The 16,693-nt window shown below is 63.8% G+C and carries 17 protein-coding genes; 9 read left to right on the forward strand and 8 right to left on the reverse strand.

Translation table 11 applies throughout. From position 1 onward, the window contains the following. The first annotated feature begins 21 nt into the window (after positions 1 to 21). Both ACP2YO_RS09775 and ACP2YO_RS09780 read left to right on the forward strand, forming a co-directional pair. Positions 22 to 1,197, forward strand: coding sequence for an aminotransferase class V-fold PLP-dependent enzyme (locus ACP2YO_RS09775; RefSeq protein ID WP_426440674.1), 1,176 nt, complete (start codon positions 22 to 24; stop codon positions 1,195 to 1,197). A gap of 180 nt (positions 1,198 to 1,377) precedes the next feature. Further along, entirely contained in the window at positions 1,378 to 2,637 is a 1,260-nt protein-coding gene (locus tag ACP2YO_RS09780) for an MFS transporter (RefSeq protein ID WP_426443115.1), read from the forward strand. Here the strand turns inward: ACP2YO_RS09780 and ACP2YO_RS09785 are convergent. The 5 genes from ACP2YO_RS09785 to clpB all read right to left on the reverse strand — a co-directional run bounded on the left by ACP2YO_RS09785 (position 2,613) and on the right by clpB (position 7,878). Then, positions 2,613 to 2,807 carry a hypothetical protein gene (locus ACP2YO_RS09785; RefSeq protein ID WP_426440675.1) on the reverse strand — a complete coding sequence of 65 codons (195 nt, stop codon included), beginning with the start codon at positions 2,805 to 2,807 and terminating at the stop codon, positions 2,613 to 2,615. The genes ACP2YO_RS09780 and ACP2YO_RS09785 overlap by 25 nt on opposite strands. A gap of 82 nt (positions 2,808 to 2,889) precedes the next feature. After that, a complete protein-coding gene (locus ACP2YO_RS09790) occupies positions 2,890 to 3,708 on the reverse strand; it encodes a family 1 encapsulin nanocompartment shell protein (protein ID WP_426440676.1) in 819 nt (272 codons plus the stop codon). Next, a complete protein-coding gene (locus tag ACP2YO_RS09795; RefSeq protein WP_426440677.1) occupies positions 3,701 to 4,765 on the reverse strand; it encodes a Dyp-type peroxidase in 1,065 nt (354 codons plus the stop codon). Before ACP2YO_RS09795 ends, ACP2YO_RS09790 begins: the two co-directional genes overlap by 8 nt. Before the next feature lie 137 nt (positions 4,766 to 4,902). Then, on the reverse strand, positions 4,903 to 5,175 hold the full coding sequence (locus ACP2YO_RS09800) for a DUF2171 domain-containing protein (RefSeq protein WP_426440678.1): 273 nt from the start codon (positions 5,173 to 5,175) through the stop codon (positions 4,903 to 4,905). 90 nt (positions 5,176 to 5,265) lie between these two features. Continuing rightward, the gene (gene clpB, locus ACP2YO_RS09805; protein WP_426440679.1) at positions 5,266 to 7,878 is read right to left on the reverse strand and encodes an ATP-dependent chaperone ClpB; all 2,613 of its coding nucleotides are present in this window, start codon (positions 7,876 to 7,878) and stop codon (positions 5,266 to 5,268) included. A 723-nt stretch (positions 7,879 to 8,601) separates the two neighbouring features. On the opposite strand from clpB, the gene ACP2YO_RS09810 reads away from it, so the two are divergent. The 7 genes from ACP2YO_RS09810 (at position 8,602) to ACP2YO_RS09840 (ending at position 13,309) form a co-directional block, all read left to right on the forward strand. Then, positions 8,602 to 9,294 carry a CDGSH iron-sulfur domain-containing protein gene (locus ACP2YO_RS09810; protein ID WP_426440680.1) on the forward strand — a complete coding sequence of 231 codons (693 nt, stop codon included), beginning with the start codon at positions 8,602 to 8,604 and terminating at the stop codon, positions 9,292 to 9,294. Between the two features lie 246 nt (positions 9,295 to 9,540). Beyond that, positions 9,541 to 10,026 carry a DUF992 domain-containing protein gene (locus ACP2YO_RS09815; RefSeq protein ID WP_426440681.1) on the forward strand — a complete coding sequence of 162 codons (486 nt, stop codon included), beginning with the start codon at positions 9,541 to 9,543 and terminating at the stop codon, positions 10,024 to 10,026. A gap of 156 nt (positions 10,027 to 10,182) precedes the next feature. After that, on the forward strand, positions 10,183 to 11,421 hold the full coding sequence (locus tag ACP2YO_RS09820) for a hypothetical protein (RefSeq protein WP_426440682.1): 1,239 nt from the start codon (positions 10,183 to 10,185) through the stop codon (positions 11,419 to 11,421). Positions 11,422 to 11,513: 92 nt separating this feature from the next. Then, entirely contained in the window at positions 11,514 to 11,696 is a 183-nt protein-coding gene (locus ACP2YO_RS09825; protein WP_426440683.1) for a hypothetical protein, read from the forward strand. Positions 11,697 to 11,823: 127 nt separating this feature from the next. Further along, entirely contained in the window at positions 11,824 to 12,726 is a 903-nt protein-coding gene (locus ACP2YO_RS09830) for a DnaJ C-terminal domain-containing protein (protein WP_426440684.1), read from the forward strand. 2 nt (positions 12,727 to 12,728) lie between these two features. Further along, entirely contained in the window at positions 12,729 to 13,004 is a 276-nt protein-coding gene (locus ACP2YO_RS09835; RefSeq protein ID WP_426443116.1) for a chaperone modulator CbpM, read from the forward strand. A gap of 77 nt (positions 13,005 to 13,081) precedes the next feature. After that, entirely contained in the window at positions 13,082 to 13,309 is a 228-nt protein-coding gene (locus tag ACP2YO_RS09840) for a hypothetical protein (protein WP_426440685.1), read from the forward strand. A gap of 51 nt (positions 13,310 to 13,360) precedes the next feature. Here the strand turns inward: ACP2YO_RS09840 and ACP2YO_RS09845 are convergent, their stop codons facing one another. The 3 genes from ACP2YO_RS09845 to ACP2YO_RS09855 are packed head-to-tail and all read right to left on the reverse strand — an operon-like array spanning position 13,361 to position 16,546. Then, positions 13,361 to 14,389 carry a class II aldolase/adducin family protein gene (locus ACP2YO_RS09845; RefSeq protein WP_426440686.1) on the reverse strand — a complete coding sequence of 343 codons (1,029 nt, stop codon included), beginning with the start codon at positions 14,387 to 14,389 and terminating at the stop codon, positions 13,361 to 13,363. A gap of 10 nt (positions 14,390 to 14,399) precedes the next feature. After that, positions 14,400 to 15,269, reverse strand: coding sequence for a TIGR01459 family HAD-type hydrolase (locus ACP2YO_RS09850; protein ID WP_426440687.1), 870 nt, complete (start codon positions 15,267 to 15,269; stop codon positions 14,400 to 14,402). After that, positions 15,266 to 16,546: an FGGY-family carbohydrate kinase gene (locus tag ACP2YO_RS09855; RefSeq protein WP_426440688.1), complete on the reverse strand. Its 1,281-nt coding sequence runs from the start codon at positions 16,544 to 16,546 to the stop codon at positions 15,266 to 15,268. The genes ACP2YO_RS09850 and ACP2YO_RS09855 overlap by 4 nt, the downstream gene beginning before the upstream one ends. Positions 16,547 to 16,693 lie beyond the last annotated feature (147 nt).

Below are 16,693 nucleotides of genomic sequence, written 5' to 3' on the forward strand. Positions count from 1 at the left end.
GATGTTGTGCAGGAATGACGCATGCCGATCGATTTGACCGCCGTCCGGAACGACACGCCCGGCGTCGCACATCGCATCCACTTCAACAATGCCGGCGCGGCGCTCGTCCCCCGACCCGTCCTCGATGCGATGGTGGACTATCTGCATCGCGAGGCGGCGATTGGCGGCTACGAGGCCGCCGATGAGGGAGCACCCCGCCTCGAGAAAGTATATGACGGTGTCGCACGGCTGATCGGTGCCGCCAGGGACGAGATCGCCCTCACGGAGAACGCGACGGTCGCCTGGCAGATGGCTTTCTATGCCCAGGATTTCACGGCGGGCGATCGCATTCTGACGGCGCGCACAGAATATGCCGCAAACTATGTGGCGTTTCTGCAGGTCGCGCAGCGGACCGGAGCCGTGATCGAAATCGTGCCCGACGATGTGGATGGAGTGCTGGATGTTGAAGCGCTTCGGCGGATGATCGATGGCCGGGTCAAGCTGATTGCGGTGACCTGGATGCCGACAAATGGCGGGCTGATCAACCCGGCGGCAGAAATCGGTACGGTGGCTCGCACCCACGGCATCCCCTATCTTCTCGATGCCTGCCAGGCGGTTGGCCAGGTGCCAGTGAATGTTGAGGCGCTTCAATGCGACATGCTCTCGGCAACCGGACGCAAATTCCTGCGCGGCCCGCGCGGCACCGGCTTTCTCTACGTCAGGCGCGAACTGCTGACGCGTCTTGAGCCGCCGATGCTCGATCATTTCGCGGCCCCCTGGGTCGCACCGGACAGGTACGAGATCCGGCCGGACGCGCGCCGCTTCGAGACCTGGGAGAACAACTACGCTGCGCGCCTCGGCCTTGGCGCCGCCATCGACTACGCGCTCGATATCGGATTGCAGGAGATTCAGGGCCGCGTGCAGCTGCTCGCCGCCGAGCTCCGGGACCGGCTTGCGACGATACCGGGAGTTGAGGTGAGAGACCTTGGTCGTGATCGCTCGGCGATCGTCTCGTTCACGATCACCGGCATGGATGCCGCTGCGGTCAACTCCCGGCTGTTCGAGGCCGGAATCAACGTCAGTCACTCAAGTCCTGCCTCGACACTACTCGATTCGGCCGCGCGTAGTTTGCCGACGGTTTTGAGGGCGTCGCCTCACTACTACAACACGTCCGAGGAGATCGATCGTCTCATCTCGGAACTTGGTTCCTTGCGGTAGCAAACGCGCGGCGGATCTGCCGCGCGAGTCTCGTGATGGTTGGCGTGCCTTGCCTAACGAAGCCGGAGTAATAATATCCGGTCGAAGCGGGTACGCGAGGAACTGAGATTGCTGCCGGGTGTCGAGCGCAAGGAAGAGATCAACGTTCAACGTGCAGCCTTTGCCGCGACCATCGGCAATATGCTCGAATTCTATGATTTCATTACCTATAGCTTCTTTGCGGTCGAGATCGGGCGCACTTTCTTTCCCGCCCACCGCGAATACGCCAGCCTCATGCTGTCGCTTGCGACGTTCGGTGCCGGCTTTCTGACGCGGCCAATCGGCGGCATCGTGCTCGGCATTTTTTCCGACCGCGTCGGCCGGCGGCCGGCGATGTTGCTGAGTTTCGCGATGATGGGCGCTGCGATCCTGACCATCGCGCTCACGCCATCCTATGACGCGATCGGCCTGGCGGCCCCGATCATCGTAATCGCAGCAAGGATGGTGCAGGGATTTGCCCTCGGCGGCGAGGTCGGACCGACCACGGCCTATCTCATCGAGATCGCGTCGCCGCAGCGTCGCGGCCTGGTGGTGGCGTGGCAGCCCGCCAGCCAGGAGATCGCGGCCACTGCGGGCGCGCTGGTCGGCGTCATCCTGAGCAGCACGATGACGTCAGGGATGCTCGAAGCCTATGGATGGCGCCTCGCATTCCTGATCGGCGCCGTCTGCCTGCCGTTCGGACTATGGATGCGCCGGACGTTGCCCGAGACGGTTTCGCACGCGGAGCGTACGGCCGAGAGCGTCGAGAGCTCGAGCCATGTCGTGCAGGCGCGCCGGCATGTCCGCGTCATCGTCCTGGCACTGATGATCCTGGCCAGCGGTACGATCTCGACCTATGTGACCCAGTACATGACGACCTATGCCAAGAACACCCTGCACGTGTCGCCGTCGCTGGCGTTCACCGTGTCGCTGGTGAGCAATGGGCTTCAGATCATCGGCGCGCTGCTGGGCGGCTGGCTTGCTGACCGGTTCGGACGCAAGCCGATCATGATCTGGCCCCAGCTCGTCGTGCTGGTGCTGACCTATCCGGCCTTCCTGTGGATCGTGCAGGCGCCCGGCGCATGGTCGTTGCTGTTCGGCTTCGGCATCCTGTCGTTCATCGGATCCCTGCCATTCACCGCGTTCTATGCGGCTTTCACCGAAGCACTGCCGCAGAACATTCGCGGCGGCGTGTTCGCCACGATCTACGCGGTTGCGATCGCGACATTTGGCGGCACCGCGCAACTGGTGGTCACCTGGCTGCTTCACGTAACCGGCGATCCGCTGGCGCCGTCCTGGTACCTTCTGCTCGCGGCGACGGTCGGACTCGTCGCAATGAGCCTGATGCCCGAGACTGCACCGGTCAAGATCGGTGAGACTGAGGACGGAGCCCGGCCTCAATCCATGTCGCGGAAGGCGTGACCGTTGGCGTCGATCTCTTTCACGAGCGCCGGCGGCAGATTGGCCTGAGCCGAAGTGCCGTCGAAGACCCAGTTCTTGGCGTCGGCCAGATCGGGAAGGCCGGCGCCCTTGCGGACGTACAGGCCCACCGACGCCTTCTGCGGATTGATGTAGAGATCATATTCCTGCATCGAGCGCCTCCTGTTGAGTTCGCGTTTGGAATTAGCATCAAGACGGCCGGAAGCCGTCTCGACGATTTGACGCCGTGTGCCGTCAGGCGGGCTTTTTCGCTTCAGGCGCCGCAAGCACCACGGAGGCCTCGCTGGTCAGCATCAGGAAGGTGATCGTCTCCTGGAAATAGAGTTGGACCGAGGTCGCCGAATGGCTGAGATAGCCGATCGAAAGGTCCTGACCGATGGTGAGCTGAAAGTCACCGCCGCGGGTGGTGAGCACGACGCCGCCTTCGATGGCGGGCGCCCAGATGATCTTGCCGTCGATCAGACGCTGGATGTGCTGCAGCACCGGATAGCCATCGTCGGTGGCACCGCCGATTGCGGTATACGGCTCGGTGCCGAGCAGCAGCGTATAGGGGCCGTTGACGCCGGCTAGCCGCAACTGGCTCACCGCCTGCGCGACCGCGCCGGGATAACCTTTCACGCTGGCCGGGAGCGTCAGCACCGGGTTGCTGGTGCCTTGACGAATGCCCTGAATTCCAGCGGCAGCGTATCCGTCGAACACGGCGCGATCTTCGGCGAAGGCGATCTTGCGCGCGGCATCCTTCAGCGGGTCCCAGTCGGAATCGTTCGATCCGTGCTCCACGTCGTCGATCGCCTCGCGCGTCAGCTCGAACGGAACGCGCAGTTCGACGAGCGCCTTGACGTCGCGTTGCGCCGCTTCGACGCCGTCGCCCGGTGTCTGGATTTTCTGCTGGTGACCGGTGCCGACGGCGGAGAAATCCGTGCCCTTTGGGCCATCCACGTCGACGACACGACGCGCAGCGAGATGACGCTTCAGGGTCCGGGAGGCTTCCTCTTCGATCTGCGCCCACGCCGCGTCCGAGATGGGGGCGAGTCCCCGATGAAGGTTATTCATGTCCAGCCTCTCCTTTCAGTGAGCCGATCCCGAGTGAGCCATCGGACGGCGATATCCTTGGTGCGGGCGCTTCGTCAGTCTGATCCTCGTCATCCAGCGATGGTGCGGCGGGTGACGGCGCGGGTGCTTCGCTCGCGACATCGTCCAGGAATGTCGCCGACGGGATGAAGTAGAGCGTGCCGGTCACGGCGCGGCTGAAGTCGAGCAGGCGGTCATAGTTGCCCGGTGGACGGCCGACGAACATGTTCTCCAGCATCTGCTCGGTCCGGTGCGGGGATTTGGCATAGCCGATGAAATAGGTGCCGAACTCGCCCTTGCTGATGTTGCCGAACGGCATGTTGTCGCGCACGATATCGAGTTCTTCGCCGTTCTCCACGATCGTGGTCAGGGCGTTGTGCGCGTAGCTCGGCTTCACCGTATCGTCCAGCTCGATGTCGGACAGTTTGGCCCGGCCGATGATCTTCTCCTGCATCTCGACGGGCAGCTCGTTCCATTTCTTCATGTCATGGAGATATTTTTGTACGATCACGTAGCTGCCGCCGGCAAAGGTCGCATCCTCGTCGCCGATGATGGTAACCTCAAGCGCCGCCTGGTCTTGCGGGTTTTCCGTTCCATCGACAAAGCCGAGCAGGTCGCGCTCATCGAAATACTTGAAGCCGTGCACCTCGTCCGACGTGGCGACGGCATCGCCGAGCCGCGCCATGATCTGTGTAGCAAGCTCGAAGCACAGATCCATTGGCACGGCACGGATGTGAAACAGCAGGTCGCCCGGGGTTGCGACGGCGTGATGAACGCCATGGATTTCGCGGAACGGATGCAGATCTTTCGGCCTCGGCGCGCCGAACAACCGGTCCCATGCGTCCGAGCCGATCCCCATCACGCATGACAGCCTGCCCTCGAGGTCACGGAAGCCCACGGCGCGCAGCAGCCCGCCCAGATCGCTGCACAGCGACCGCACCACCGCGTCATATTGCGGATCGGGCTTGATCGTGACGGCTAGAAAGATAGCGGCGCGCGTCAGCTTCGCAGCGACCGGTTGCGGAACGGCTGATGGCACGCATCTCTCCTTACTGAACTACGATCCCGAGGCTGCAGAGAGCAAGAGGCTGCAGAGAGCAAGGCAGGCTGCCCGGCGAATGACCAAGCGGCAGGGAGAGGAGCATGCAACCGTTATCTTGACAAGGGCTCGAATGGCTAGGCTTCCGCGGAAGGATCGACCGGTTTTCCGGACCGCTCCTCCTCGAGCGTCACCGCAATTGCGGCAATGGCTGATAGCCGAACCTTTGAGCCTTCCACGCCGGCGACGAAGCCGAGCTCGATGTAGTGATGATGCCCTTTATGCAGACCTTCGCCGCTGTCGCTTTTCTTGAGCTTGATGCGGTTGTCGACCACGTGATCGACGGTGCCGACATGCACGCCGTCGGCCCCGATGACCTCCATATCTTCCTTGATGTTCTGGCCCGACATGGCTTTCTCCCTGGTTATGCTCTGCACCGCGATCATGCCTGCCAATTGACGACGCGGCAATGAATGGCACATCGGCAATGCGGCACGACCTCACACCGATTCGAATTCGTCTGTCGAGGCGGTCTCCGGCTTCTTGCCGTTGAAGGTGAGGCCGGCCTTGGTTGCGGAGATCTTCACGTGCGAGCCGTCTCGTACGTCGCCGGCGAGGATCATCTCGGCGAGCGGATCCTGCACGCTGCGCTGGATCACGCGCTTCAGCGGACGGGCGCCATAGGCGGGATCCCAGCCCTTGTCCGCAAGCCAGTCCCGCGCCTTCGGGTCGAGCTCCAGCTCGATCTTGCGATCCTCCAGCAGCTTGCGCAGGCGCGCGAACTGGATCTCGACGATCCGGCCCATCTCATTCTTCTGCAGCCGGTGGAACAGGATGATCTCGTCGATCCGGTTGAGGAATTCCGGACGGAAGTGGGCGCGCACCATGTTCATCACCTGGTCGCGAACCACGCTCGTATCCTGGCCTTCCGGCTGGTTGACCAGATATTCCGCGCCGATGTTCGAGGTCATGATGATCAGCGTGTTGCGGAAGTCGACGGTGCGGCCCTGACCGTCGGTGAGGCGTCCGTCGTCCAGCACCTGCAGCAGGACATTGAAGACATCCGGATGCGCTTTCTCGATCTCGTCGAACAGCACGACCTGATAGGGCCGCCGGCGCACCGCCTCGGTGAGCGCGCCGCCTTCGTCGTAGCCGACATAGCCGGGAGGCGCGCCGATCAGCCGCGCGACCGAATGCTTCTCCATGTATTCGGACATATCGAGGCGGATCATCGCGGTTTCGTCGTCGAACAGATACTCGGCGAGCGCCTTGGCAAGCTCGGTCTTGCCGACGCCGGTCGGCCCCAGGAACATGAAGGATCCGATCGGACGGTGGGGGTCCTGCAGGCCGGCGCGGGCGCGGCGCACCGCGGTCGACACCGCGCGCACCGCCTCGGCCTGACCGACGACGCGCTTGCCGAGCATGTCCTCCATCTTCAGGAGCTTGTCCTTTTCGCCCTCCAGCATCTTGTCGACCGGTACGCCGGTCCAGCGCGACACCACTTGCGCGATATTATCGGCCGTCACGGTTTCGCTGGTCGACGAGGTCTCGCTGGCTTCGACGGCGGCGAGCTTCTTCTCCAACTCGGGGATCCGGCCATAGGCCAGCTCGCCCGCCTTCTGGAATTCGCCCCGGCGCTGCGCATTGGCGAGCTCGGTGCGCAGCTGTTCGAGCTCGCCCTTCATCTTTTGCGCATCGGAGAGCTTGCCCTTTTCGGCCCGCCATTTCGACGTCATGTCCGCCGATTTCTTTTCAAGGTCCACGAGATCTTTCTCGAGGGTCTCGAGGCGGCTCCTGGAGCCGCGATCGGTTTCCTTCTTGAGCGCTTCCTGTTCGATCTTGAGGCGAATGATCTCGCGGTCGAGCGAGTCGAGTTCTTCCGGCTTGGAGTCGACCTGCATCTTCAACCGCGCCGCCGCCTCGTCCATGAGGTCGATCGCCTTGTCGGGCAGGAAGCGATCGGTGATATAGCGATTCGACAGCGTCGCGGCCGCGACCAGCGCTGAATCCGCGATGCGGACGCCATGATGCTGTTCGTATTTGTCCTTGAGGCCGCGCAGGATCGAAATCGTATCCTCGACCGTCGGCTCCGACACGAACACCGGCTGGAAGCGCCGCGCCAGTGCCGCGTCTTTCTCGACATGCTTGCGATACTCGTCGAGCGTCGTCGCGCCGATGCAGTGCAGCTCGCCGCGGGCCAGCGCAGGCTTCAGCAGGTTGGATGCATCCATCGCGCCGTCGGTCTTTCCAGCGCCGATCAGCGTGTGCATCTCGTCGATGAAGAGAATGATCCCGCCCTCGGCGGTCGTCACTTCCTGCAGCACCGCCTTGAGCCGTTCCTCGAACTCGCCGCGATATTTCGCACCGGCGATCAGCGCGCCAAGGTCGAGCGCGAGCAGCGCCTTGTCCTGCAGGCTTTCCGGCACGTCGCCGTTGATGATGCGCAGCGCCAGGCCCTCGACGATCGCAGTCTTGCCGACGCCGGGCTCGCCGATCAGGACCGGATTGTTCTTGGTCCGGCGCGATAGCACCTGGATGGTCCGGCGAATCTCCTCGTCGCGGCCGATCACGGGATCGAGCTTGCCGTCGCGCGCGGCCTGGGTCAGGTCGCGGGAATATTTCTTCAGCGCGTCGTAGGCATTCTCAGCCGACGCGCTGTCGGCCGTGCGTCCCTTGCGCAGCGCGTTAATGGCTGCGTTGAGGTTCTGCGGGTTGACGCCGCCCTTGGCGAGCAGCTTGCCGGCCTCGCTGTCCTTGTCGGCTGCGAGCGCCTGCAGCAGGCGTTCGACGCTGACGAAGCTGTCGCCGGCCTTGTCCGCCGCCTGCTCTGCGGCAGTGAAGGCGCGCGCGGTCTCGGGCGCAAGATAGATCTGTCCTGAACCGGCGCCGCTCACCTTCGGAAGCTTCGCCAGCGCGTCCTCTGTCGCCTTCAGGATCGCGCGTGAGTTGCCGCCCGATCGGTCGATCAGGCCACCCGCAAGACCTTCGCTGTCGTCGAGCAGGACTTTCAGGATGTGGAGCGGCGAGAATTGCTGGTGCCCCTCGCGCATGGCGAACGATTGGGCCGACTGGATGAAGCCCCGCAAGCGATCGGTGTATTTCTCTATGTTCATCGTGGCACCTCAAGGCAACACATGCTCGTGGAGAAACTTGCTCCTCGGGAACCTTGCATGCCACGCATTCACGCCCGTGTCGGATGGCGGAACGATGACATCCATCATTTGACATTCAACTGCGGTAGCGCCGGCCGAGCGGTGGGCGTGACTTTGTCGAACTGCCTTATCGTGTGGTCGTTTCAGGTCATAGTCAACGTCCGAACATGTCGGCCAGCGGGGGCACTGGTCCAAAACGTTGTCTCCGAACGCGCACCCACGTTTGGAGACAACGTCATGTTGCGATGATCGACGAGGGCAGCAGCCCGACGAGTCGGAATCGGTGTGGTCGGCTGTCTCGGTCGCCGCCACCTTTCCGGTGATTACAATCGTACGAAGATCATTGGTTACTACGCATAATTGGAGAGGGCTGTTGTCCTTTTGTGACAATCGGCACTTGAGGCGGATTTGCGGCGGGAACCAAATCCGGCGTCTGCGCGTCATGTGTCAGCAGAAGACCCTGAACAATCAGACTGAGGGGAGTGCCGTCTTGGGTAAGGTCAGATCAACGCCGCTGACGACGACAAGAAAAGGTCGGCGTGATGCTTCGCCATGATTGAGCCGGATTGTTCACGATGTTTGAATGCTCAGCCCGAATGCCGGGCAGAGCACCCTGATGCGCGAAGTGGGTGTGCCGCGGCGTTTCCTTGCCTCTGAGCGTTTCCTTTTCAGTGAGGTGTCTCGATGAAAGACTCAGGCGGCGGGGCGCGTGTCACCGTCACGCAAGACGGTCCGTACATGGTGGCGGGTGGCGTGAAGCTATCCGAGCAAGTCATCGCTACCGGTTCCGATGGATCGTCGGAGGACTGGGTCGAACACGCTCTGCCGTCGGCCGGGGCGAGATATGCGCTGTGCCGGTGCGGACATTCGAACAAGAAGCCATTCTGCGACGGTTCCCATGCAAGGATCGGCTTTGACGGGACCGAAATTGCCGATCGCGCGCCATTCTCCGACAAGGCGAAGATATTCGACGGCCCTTCGCTGGCGCTGCTCGATGTCGAGAGCCTGTGCGCGTTCGCGCGGTTTTGTGACCCGAACGGTCAGGTCTGGAGCCAAGCTGCCGCAAGCGATGATCCCAAGGTGCGCGCGACGTTCATTCGGCAGGTGCAGGCTTGTCCGTCGGGGCGCCTGGTGGTGTGGGACAAGGCGCGTGGGGCGGCGCTCGAGCCTGAGTTGGCGCCGTCGATCGGTCTGATCGAGGATCCCGCAGAGACTTGCAGCGGCCCGATCTGGCTGCGCGGGGGCATCGCGCTGATTGCTGCCGATGGTAGCGAGTATGAGGCGCGCAACCGCATGACGCTATGCCGTTGTGGTGAATCCAGGAACAAGCCGTTCTGCGACGGCACGCATGCTGCCATCAAGTTTCACGCGAAGTGAGGGCGACGGGTGAGCGTCATCGGGTTGAAGTGCAGCGGCGATACAGAAGTGATGGACACCGCCCGGCACCATCGTCGCCAGCCGGAATTGTCGCGAGCCCCGCCAGGGACGTAATCTTTATCTCCGCCGACCAGTCGCCTTCTACCGATCGCGCACGCCGAAAATGTAGGGCGTCGTAGCGTGCCGATCCGATACCTCACTATCAGCTTCACAACATATCGTCCTTTCTCAATGGGGAGTTTCGCAATGCGCCGTTCGACCGTCGTTGCCACCATCGCCGCGACCATGCTCACTGGGCTTGTCGGCCCTGCCGCCGCGCAGCAGCAGATGAAGCGCGTACAGATCGGCGTGCTCGAATGCCGTGGTGCTGCCAGTATTGGATTCATCGTGGGATCGGTGACCAATCTCGGCTGCGTGCTCCGCATCAGTGGCGCGCCGGATGCTCGTTATGTCGCCGTTATCCAGAAGGTGGGTCTCGATATCGGTCTCACCGAGAAGACTGCGCTTGCCTGGAACGTGTTCGCACCGGTGTCACGCCTCGGGCAGGGCGATCTTGCCGGCACCTACGCCGGTGCCGATGCCAGCGCCGCGCTTGGCGTTGGTGTAGGCGGCAACGTGCTGGTCGGCGGCTCGAATAATTCCATCGCGTTGCAGCCGGTGAGCGTGCAAGGCGAGGTCGGTCTCAGCGTCGCCGCGGGCCTCGAAAGTCTGGAGCTGCGACCGGGACGGTAGCTTGCCAGCAGGCCGTAACAATTCAGCTTGGTGTAAGGTCCAAGCGGTGGCCATGCGGCGCGCTGGTTTGTCGCCGAAGCGCGGAACTTTTGTTCCGGCTTTCTCGTTCAATCGTGCGCACCACCTTGGTGCTCACCAAGAAGAGGCTTCCCCCCAATGACAGTTCGTCTCCCTTTATCAGTGTCGCGTGCGACGATGGCAGCGGCGCTGTTCTGCGCCGCCGGCACAATGTCTGTGCCTGCCGTCGCGCAAGACGCGGCTTGTGCACCCGTCAATGCTGTCGAGACGGCGCCGCCGCCGCTGCCGACCTATGATCAGCCGCCGCTGCCTGGGCCTGGCTATCTCTGGTCGCCGGGTAATTGGTCTTGGGACGAGGACCAGGGTGACTATTACTGGGTGCCGGGTACGTGGGTTCAGCCGCCGCGGGCCGGGCTGTTGTGGACCCCTGGCTACTGGGGTGGGTTTGCGGGCGGCTACATTTTCCATCCCGGCTATTGGGGTGATCGAGTCGGCTTCTATGGCGGCATCAATTACGGCTTTGGCTATGGCGGCGCCGGCTACGAGGGCGGACGGTGGGACCATGGCGCGTTCTTCTACAATCGCACTGTGAACAATCTGCAGGGTGCGAGGATTACGAACGTCTACGAGAAGAACGTCACCATCGATCGGACGATCAACAACGTCAGCTACAACGGCGGCAAGGGCGGCATCGAAGTGCGGCCGACTGCCGAAGACCGGACCATCGCCAAGGAGCAGCACTTCGCTCCGACGCCACTGCAGCGCAAGCAGGTCGAGACGGCGAGCCAGGATCCGAGCCTGTTCAAGCGAACCAACAACGGCGTGCCGGCTATTGGCGCGACCGCGCGTCCCGGCGAGCTGAAGGGCCCGGGCGTGGTCCGCGCGCGGCCGGCTGGCGAGGTTGTGCCCGCGAATGGCGCGAGACCGGCGGCTGGAGAGCCGGGAAGACCGGGGCCGGCGCCTGCGGAATCATCCCATGCGCTCCCGGTCCCGGGGAAGGAGCTTCCTGCTCCTGCTCAGCAGAACAGACCTGCCGTCGAGGAGAAACGCGCGGCGCCCGCTCCCGTGACACGGGTTGAGCCGAGGCCGGCAGCCGAGCCGGCAAGGCCCGCCGTCCAGGAGAACCGGCCGGCGGTCGAGGAGCGCAAACCTGAACAGGTGCGCAAGGAAGAGCCGGTGGCGCGGCCCGAGCCTGCAGCAAGGCCCGAAGCACGACCGGAGCCGGTGGCGCGACCGGAGCCTGCGGCGCGGCCCGAAGCGCGTCCGGAACAGATCGCGCGGCCTGAGGCGCGGCCCGCAGCGCCGGCGCCGAGAGCTGCTCCTCCGCGTCCGCCTGCCGGCCATCCCGCTGAAGAGAAGCGGCCCGAGCAACGCTAAACATGGTGTCCGCGCCCCGCCGGAGTGTTCCGGCGGGGCGCGGAATTTTCTGAACGGCCGATTCGCAGGACTTCATCCACAGGAGGTCACTCATGGCGCAAAGTCACGGCGGCGACGGGCAACTTGACGACGGTAAGCCGCGCTTGAGCGAAGACGACATGACGCGAGCCTTGCTCGGTCCGAGGGGCGTGCCGGGCAAGCCGGACACCGCCAAAATGACGCCGCAGCAGGAAAAGAACATGCCGAAATATCTGGATCCCGGACACACGGCATAGTGCGATACGTGGCGTGAGCGCCTGGCTCGCGCTGGCCGCTGATGAGTGAAGCGCGGGCGGTCTTGCAAATCGTCCGGTTTTGAGCCCTCATGATTTCGAGCGAACTCATTTTCTTGCGGAGGAGGTCGTGAGAAATCCGTACGAGGTTCTCGGCGTTGCCCCGACGGTGTCGGCGGCTGATCTCCAGAAGGCCTATCGGAAACTGGCGAAGAAGCTGCACCCGGATCTCAATCCCGGGGACAAGGCGGCCGAAGAGAAGTTCAAGGAAGTCGCCGGTGCGTACGATCTGCTTGGCGATGCCGAAAAGCGCAAGCGCTTCGACGCCGGCGAGATCGATGAGAGCGGCGCCGAACGGCCGCAGCATCATTACTATCGGGATTTTGCCGCCTCGGATGCCGCACATCCCTATGCCGACAGTTCCGGTTATGCCGACTACATGGATGCGGACGACGCGTTCGCCGAACTGCTGAGGCGGAGCGAGCAGGCGCGTGCGAACCGGCGCGGTCGCGATCTGCATTACAGCCTGACGATCGATTTTGCCGAATCGATTACCGGTGCAAGCAAGCGTCTGACATTGCCCGACGGAGGCACGCTCGACGTGACGATTCCACCGGGCCTCGTCGATGGGCAGACGATCCGGCTGCGCGGCAAGGGTGCACCCGGCGCCGGCAAGGGCGGTCCCGGCGACGCACTGATCGAGGTCGAGGTCCGCCCGGATCCGCGTTTCACGCGTGAGGGCGACGACATCTCGCTCGAACTGCCGATCTCGTTGTCCGAGGCTGTGCTCGGTGGAAAAATTCGCGTTCCGACGCCGACCGGTGATGTGACCATGACGGTCCCGAAGGGATCGAACACCGGTACGACGATGCGGCTGAGAGGCAAGGGCGCGCCTCGCGTTGGCGGAGGTCATGGAGACGAATTCGTCAAACTCAAGGTGGTCTTGCCCAAAGGGGCGGATCCCGAGCTCGAGGCGTTCGTTTCGAACTGGGATCGAAAAGGATTCAATCCGCGCGAGGATGGCGCATCATGATCATGACCAAGCAGCAGTTCCTGACCAGTGCGGGTCTCGAAGTTCAGACCCTGGAGTTCTGGATCGAGCAGCAATGGCTCGTTCCGGATCGGACCACCGCAGACACGGGCTTCTCCGACACCGATCTGGCGCGGGCCCATTTGATCCGGGATCTGAAGGGCGATTTCGGGGTCAACGACGAAGGTATCGACGTCATCCTCCATCTCGTCGATCAGATTCATGGCCTGCGTCAGGCGTTCGAGCACCTGCACGAGGATCTTAAGCGACCTTCACGCTAGGGCTTGTGCCCGGCACTCGAATGACGGACCCAAGATCCCGGGGGCAACTCCCCGGGACCAAGACCCGGGAGACGATCATGATCGAAAAGGCGACGCCGCTTGCACATGGCGAAATCGATGTCCTGATTCTGCAGGCCCTGGTGCGGAAGCTTGTAGCCAAGGGCGTGCTGACGCCGGACGACGTCCGCGCACTGCTCTTCGAAGCCGCCAAAAATCTGGATCCGGTTGGCGGCGAGCTGACGGCGGAAGCAGCTCACATCATCGTGCAGGAAGATCTGGCGCCGGCATTTCTTGGTGGCGGCTGATGCAACCGGAATCGTGGTGCTTCGCACGCCGGGCGTCGTATAGCCGCGCCGTCAGCGGCTGGCGGTGAGCTGCTGCCGGTAATGCTCGGCATCCCAGTTCAGCAAGGCCTGTTCGTTGGTTGGCGACAGATAAATGATGCCGGCGGCGAGCGGGATGCGGCTGGTCACCAAGGCAAGACAGCTCAACATGGCCTCGGCACCGGCGCCGACATCCTTTCGGATCACTGCGCCCGCGCCGGGCACGAGATATGCGACCGGGGGAGGCGAGCCGCCTGCCGTGACGCGTGCGCTTTCCGCGGCGAGGCTTGCATTTTCAGTCAAGACCGGCATCGCCGGTCCGAGAAAAACGACATGATCCGGATAAAGCGAGCCACGTGTCGCGATTGAGAAGCTGTACGGGTCGGTGGCGGTCTGGTGGCTGAGCGGATCACTGGGTAAGCGATAATCCGTGCCTGCGCAGACCAGCCGAAGTATGTCTTGATCCGCGATCGCAGCGTCACGCGGCGTCAGCGCGAGGCGCGTCTCGACATCGGCGACCAGCGCTTCCGCCTCGGCGCAGGTCGCCGCGCCGACCACGAGGCCATGATTGCCGAGGATCAGCACGTCGACGTTACCCTGCGCGATCGCCTTGGATACGGCCTGCGCCAGCGGCAGGCCGGGATGATGATAGCCGAGGCGGCACCACGACAATCCCTGCAATCGCGCAGCGAATTCCTCGCCTGCGTCGGTTCGTACCGCCCATGCGATGGTGTTGACCGAGTGGACGTGCAGCACGACAGGGTGCGGCATCAATGCATGCAGCGCCGTCTCGATCGAAGCGCGCAGCGTCGTCCGCGCTCCCGGCGCGAGCGGTGCGCGTTCATCGCCCGCCGCCAGCGCCGCGCGCGCCGCAGCCAGCGCCACCGGCACGAAGATGTCCTTGTCCTCGGCGTCGGATAGCCAGGTGCCGGAGGCCTTCACCCACAGCACGTCGCCGTCCTTGACGGACGAATTGCCGCCGGCGCCCTGCACCAGCAGGATATTGCCGCCGACGCGCGCCGACATGCGGCGAAGTTCGGTCAGGACTTGCGGCTGTTGCATCGCAATTTTCTCACCAGGCCAGATGTTGCATCGTCCAGTGCGGCGTCCGCGCTGCTGCGTCGGCCGCGTTCCGGGTCGCCAGCGACAGATCGCTCGATTGTGCCAGTGTTCCCCGGTGAACGCCGGAACCGATCAGCAGGGTCAACATTCCGGCGGCGCGGCCGCCGGCGATATCGTGATCGAGGGAGTCGCCGATGACAAGGATCCGTTCTGGGTGCGGATGCTTCAATCGTTCGAGCGCGGCTGCGAACATCGGCGCATGCGGCTTGCCAACGAACATTACCGTGCCGCCGAGCTCTCGATAGAAGGCCGCGAGTGCACCCGGCGCGGGGAGCAGACCGCCCACGCCGAACATGACGAGATCGGGATTGGCGCACAGCATCGGCAATTTGCGCGCGGCGGCCTCCGTCAAACGTCCGCGCCATTGCTCGGGATCGGCGGCACTGTCGTCCAGACCGGCCAGCAGGACGAAATCGGCGTCGTGAATGTACGTAACGACAGCGAGGTCTAGTCCATCGACGATCGAGCGGTCGCCGTCGCGCGAGATCAGGAAGCAGGCACGTCCAAGCCCGGCAAAGGGGCCATCCTGGCGCGCATGCAGGCCGCGCCAGGTGACCTCGCCCGACGACAGCACGCCGTCGTAGATGTCCGGCGGCAGGCCGAGCGCGGCGAGGCGTCGCTGATTGCTGTCGGCGCGCTTGCCGGAGTTGGAGAGGATCAGGATCCGCTTGCCGGCCTCATGCAGTCTCAGCACGCAGTCATGGGCTACGGGAAACACCGTCATGCCTTCATGCAGCGTGCCCCATTGGTCGAGCAGCACATGATCGAAGCGGTCGGCGATGGCGCGAAGACCTGATATCGCGATAGCGCTGGCTGTCATGGCGGACCACCCTTCAGGGCGAGCAGTGCGGCGCCGTAGCTTGCTTCGGTCTGCTCGGCGACGGAGACGGGGACGCCGAGCGTGCGGCGCCTGATCCTGGTCCATGCCTCATTCTTTGCGCCGCCGCCGATCCCGATGACGCGACGCAAGCTTGGTGCGCCGAGCCGCGCCAATTGACGGTAGGCGAGCGCTTCGACCGCGGCGATGCCCTCGAGCAGGGCCTGAAAAAAGCGATGATCTTCCGCCGGACGCGGCGTGATCCGCGCAGCGAGCGCCGGATCGGCGATCGGGAACCGTTCGCCGGGCTTGGGCAGCGGATAATAGTCGAGCCCGGTCGGCTGATCCGGCTCGACCCACGGCGTCAATCGCTCCATCTCGTCGGCGGTGAAATGTATCAACAGCGCGGCGCCGCCGGAGTTGGACGCGCCGCCGGCAAGCCAGCGGTCGCCGAGCCGGTGTGAATAGACTCCCTGATCGGCTGCGAAGATCGGTTGGGTCGCAAGTTGCTTCACCACCAGCGTGGTGCCGAGCGAGGTGACGGCATCTCCGGGCTCGTCGGCGCGGGTTGCGATGAAGGCGGCGACACCATCGGTCGTGCCCGCGGCGATCTGCGCTGATGGCGATAGATCAAGCCTCCGTGCGATAGCCGGGTTGATCTCGGCGAACGGCGTTCCCGGTACCAGCACCTGGGGAAGCAGATCGTGCCGCACGCCAAGCTGGTCGAGCCAGGCCGGCCAACTGCGCGTGACCGGATCGTAGCCAAGCTTCAGCGCATTGTTCTCGTCGCTGATGCCGTAACAGCCAGCGAGCCGGCCGGCGATCCAATCGGCCTGGTGGAGCGCGTGGCTGATGTCGCCGATATAGCCTTCGTCCAGCAGATAGAGCAGCTTGGCGAGCGCGCTGCTCGCGCCATGCGCGCCGCTTTCCGACGGTGCGACCGCGGCGACGCGTGCGGCCTGCCGTGTCGCGCGGGCATCGTTGTACATCAGGCCCGGCGTGCAGGGGCGGCCGGCCGCATCGGTCAGCAGCAGTGTCCCCGATGTGCCGTCGACGACGATGCGTGTGATCTCGCCGAGATCGATCATCTCGCCGAGCCTGCCGATCGAGTCGACGGCGGCCTGCCACCATAGCTCCGGCGTCTGGTCGATGGCATTGCCGTCGACGCGCGGTGCGGGCAGTGCGGCCGACGCGAAGCCGCGTATGCCGGCCTGCGCATCGATGGCGCAGGCGCGGACTCCTCCAGTTCCGACATCGATGCCGAGGAACAAACCTCCCATGCGACTCCACCGTTGATTTGGTGCCCGCGCACCGACGCTCGCGGAGCGTCGGTTGCGCTGCAGCACGTTTAGGGGATTGACGCCCCGCCCGGCCTCTGCAATTTTTTGCAGGCCATGAAGAAATTTGCAAGCGGGACTTTTCCGGGA

Source organism: Bradyrhizobium genosp. P, from assembly GCF_049949265.1.
Taxonomy (GTDB): Bacteria; Pseudomonadota; Alphaproteobacteria; order Rhizobiales; family Xanthobacteraceae; genus Bradyrhizobium.